The following is a 1,904-nucleotide window of genomic DNA, read 5'->3' as shown; positions in this document are numbered from 1 at the left end:
TCCAATAACGACATCGTGATGTTCGACCGCCAGATGGAGACTCTAACCTTTGATTCCGTCGCCACCAATAATACGGAGGCAGTTGAAGAAATGACCAAGCGGATGATGATTGCAGGCTACGACGAACTCTACTTTGTCTCTTGGCAACTAGAAAAGGTCAGTACCCGTATCAAACGGTACCAGGGCTTTTTACGTGCACACGTTACCCTGACGGTACCCATCTAATTCTGGTCCCTTACCCTGGTCAATCAGAATCGCTAGTAACTTTCCAAACCCAAATCAAACGGATCATGGAGCAGCGCGGGAATAAGAAAGTGGGTTTCTTTACGATGAACGCTAGCGTCTTTGTCCAACTACTGCAAACCATGCAACACAACAACTACACCTACCCGACCGATTACGGGATCGCCACCTACGAAGAGTTTGACTGGATGACCGTCATGCGTCCCGGGATCTCTTGCATCCGTCAGGACTCCCGGCGAATTGAAACCGACGCCGCGAAACTCTTGAAAAAGAAGTTGGAAACTAAAGAAGGTGGCGTTCCAACCACCCACATCATTCCAACGACCCTGATTATTCGCGATAGCTTTTGATGGAAGTGCGAACCAACCTCCTCAACAGGCCGTTGGGCTAAGCTAGGGCAGGGGTTGATGCGGTTAAGCATCGTTCTCTGCCCGTACTTAGCCACTAGGCCTATGGTTGGGGAGCACGTTATCCGTCTAAACTTCATCAATACAGTAACAAGCTGGGAGAAAGCTCGATTTTCTCTCAGCTTTTTTGATATTCAATGACCTTAGTTCCTCTTTTTTGAAGTATTGTGTCGCAAAGCAAAAAGAAGGTTGTATGCCTAAGTTTGTACCAGCTTCATTACCATAATTTGATTTTTTGTATGGAAACACAATGCCCAATCTGAATTCGTTTTGTATTGAGTACTTCATTGACTTCGTTCCTAGCATGCCTCGGCCAACTTGCTCCACAGACTTTTTACCTTCAAAATAGTCTTTTCCAAGTTTGTCCATTTTATTTACATAATCCGTGATATACCAAACTTTTCGAGCAAATATTGTTGTTTCTTTTAGGATACCTTCTCGCTTACCTGCTTGGCACTCCTTAATTACACTCAATAAGTGAATCATATTTTGATAAGGAATAAAAATAAAGTCACGATTCTTGCCTAATTTTTCTTCGCATTTTATTAATGAGCATGATATTTCTTCCTTTACAAAACCGTTTTTGTCAAAGGAGTTTATATCTAGTTCTGTAAAACTAGTTATAAAAGCTGGCATGTCTAGCGCTAGCTTTTCAAGTTTTTCCTCAAATTTATCATCAATTAAGTTATCAGCAGCTTCTTCACTATTTTTTGTAAAAGTATCAATATTTGATAACCATATAGATTTGAGATTAAAAAAGTTTTTCATATACTTTCTGTCTACAAATTTGATATAACCAACAGTGTTTTTAAATCTCAGCAATGCAATTTGAACATTTATTTTGTAGCTGTTTATAATTTCCGATTTTAAATATAGATTTAATGAATTTTCTAATTCTTTAATTCTTAAATATTGGCTTAATACATCTTTTGATTCTTTGTTACCATTGCATATTTTTTTAACTTTAATACTCTTTGACATCTTAGCTTCTTCTTTCTTATTTGTTTGCATTTTTATTCTTATTTTTAGAATTATCAAGTACCTTACTGTTCTACGTCACCAAGTTTTAAAGCCTTCTTTCAAATTTTGTCCGTGTCCTACTAGTAATATAAAGATTAAGCTGAAAGTTAATCCGTTTACATTGGTTCTCACTAGTAATATAGCGATCAGGCGAATTTGTTTTAAAGCTTGGATAGTAATACAGATTCCTTGTATAATAGTTACATGTAGAGAAGTTAAGGCGGTGGCTATTTC

General features: G+C 37.9%; 3 protein-coding genes and 1 pseudogene. 2 read left to right on the top strand and 2 right to left on the bottom strand.

Annotated features, from left to right (window positions below; genetic code table 11):
* Positions 1-225: pseudogene (locus FC60_RS09740) on the top strand (LacI family DNA-binding transcriptional regulator); the annotation flags it as partial.
* Positions 141-593 carry a substrate-binding domain-containing protein gene (locus FC60_RS09075; protein ID WP_235806142.1) on the top strand — a complete coding sequence of 151 codons (453 nt, stop codon included), beginning with the start codon at positions 141-143 and terminating at the stop codon, positions 591-593. The pseudogene FC60_RS09740 and the gene FC60_RS09075, both read left to right, overlap by 85 nt.
* A gap of 126 nt (positions 594-719) precedes the next feature.
* On the opposite strand, the gene FC60_RS09070 is transcribed toward FC60_RS09075, so the two are convergent.
* A complete protein-coding gene (locus FC60_RS09070; RefSeq protein WP_235806141.1) occupies positions 720-1,661 on the bottom strand; it encodes a hypothetical protein in 942 nt (313 codons plus the stop codon).
* A gap of 45 nt (positions 1,662-1,706) precedes the next feature.
* A partial coding sequence (locus FC60_RS09735) for a hypothetical protein (RefSeq protein WP_235806139.1) occupies positions 1,707-1,904 on the bottom strand: 198 nt, incomplete at its 5' end.

Origin of the sequence: Limosilactobacillus gastricus DSM 16045 (assembly GCF_001434365.1) — a bacterium.
GTDB classification, from domain to species: domain Bacteria; phylum Bacillota; class Bacilli; order Lactobacillales; family Lactobacillaceae; genus Limosilactobacillus; species Limosilactobacillus gastricus.
The sequence above is the reverse complement of the archived record's forward strand: the minus strand, read 5'-3'. Positions and strand labels throughout refer to the sequence as shown.